Below are 1489 nucleotides of genomic sequence, written 5' to 3' on the forward strand. Positions count from 1 at the left end.
CGATCATGCACGTGCAGTCCACCGGCAGCGGCAAGAAGGAAGTGACCGGCGCGAACGTGCTGGTCGCGATCTTCGGCGAGAAGGACTCGCACGCCGTCTACTACCTGCACCAGCAGGGCGTGACGCGGCTGGACGTCGTCAACTTCATCGCCCATGGCATCAAGAAGACCGATCCGCCGGAGCCGGCCAAGCCGAGCGAGGGCGGCCCGAGCGCCGAAGGCGAGAAGGACGAGGGCGAAGGCAAGGGATCGCCGCTCGACCAGTTCACGCAGAACCTGAACCAGCTGGCACGCGAAGGCAAGATCGATCCGCTGATCGGTCGCGAGCTCGAGGTCGAGCGCGTGATCCAGATCCTGTGCCGCCGCCGCAAGAACAACCCGCTGCTGGTCGGTGAAGCCGGCGTCGGCAAGACGGCGATCGCCGAGGGCCTGGCCTGGCGCATCACGCAGGGCGACGTGCCGGAGATCCTGGCCGATGCCAACGTGTATTCGCTCGACATGGGCGCGCTGCTGGCCGGCACCAAGTACCGCGGCGATTTCGAGCAGCGCCTGAAGAGCGTGCTGAAGCACCTGAAGGACCAGCCGAACGCGGTGCTGTTCATCGACGAGATCCACACGCTGATCGGCGCCGGTGCGGCCTCGGGCGGCACGCTGGACGCGAGCAACCTGCTGAAGCCGGCGCTCAGCTCGGGTGCAATGAAGTGCATTGGTGCGACCACCTTCACTGAATACCGCGGCATCTTCGAGAAGGATGCGGCGCTGTCGCGGCGCTTCCAGAAGGTCGACGTGGTCGAGCCGTCGGTCGAGCAGACGGTCGAGATCCTGAAGGGCCTGAAGTCGCGCTTCGAGGAGCACCACAGCGTGAAGTACGCGCTGGGCGCACTGCAGGCCGCGGCCGAGCTGTCGGCCAAGTTCATCAACGACCGCCACCTGCCCGACAAGGCGATCGACGTGATCGACGAGGCCGGTGCAGCGCAGCGCATCCTGCCGAAGAGCAAGCAGAAGAAGACCATCACGCGCAACGAGGTCGAGGAGATCGTCGCGAAGATCGCGCGCATCCCGCCGACCAGCGTGTCGAACGACGACCGCTCCAAGCTGAAGACGCTGGACCGCGACCTGAACAGCGTGGTGTTCGGCCAGGAGCCGGCGGTCGAGGCGATCGCGGCCGCGATCAAGATGGCGCGCTCCGGTCTCGGCAAGCCCGACAAACCGATCGGTTCGTTCCTGTTCAGCGGCCCGACCGGCGTCGGCAAGACCGAGGTCGCGAAGCAGCTCGCGTTCATCCTGGGCATCGAGCTGATCCGCTTCGACATGAGCGAGTACATGGAGCGCCATGCGGTGAGCCGCCTGATCGGCGCGCCTCCGGGCTACGTCGGCTTCGACCAGGGCGGCCTGCTGACGGAGGCGATCACGAAGAAGCCGCATGCGGTGCTGCTGCTCGACGAGATCGAGAAGGCGCACCCGGACGTCTTCAACGTGCTGCTGCAGGT

1 protein-coding gene is annotated in these 1489 nt (G+C 66.2%); it reads left to right on the top strand.

Going from position 1 to position 1489, the window contains the following annotated elements; translation table 11 throughout:
- Positions 1 to 1489, top strand: a 1489-nt coding sequence (locus AC1D01_RS34275) for an AAA family ATPase (protein WP_477873918.1), incomplete at both ends; no start/stop codon positions are given.

The sequence above is a fragment of the Rhizobacter sp. P3_B12 genome (genome assembly GCF_056402895.1).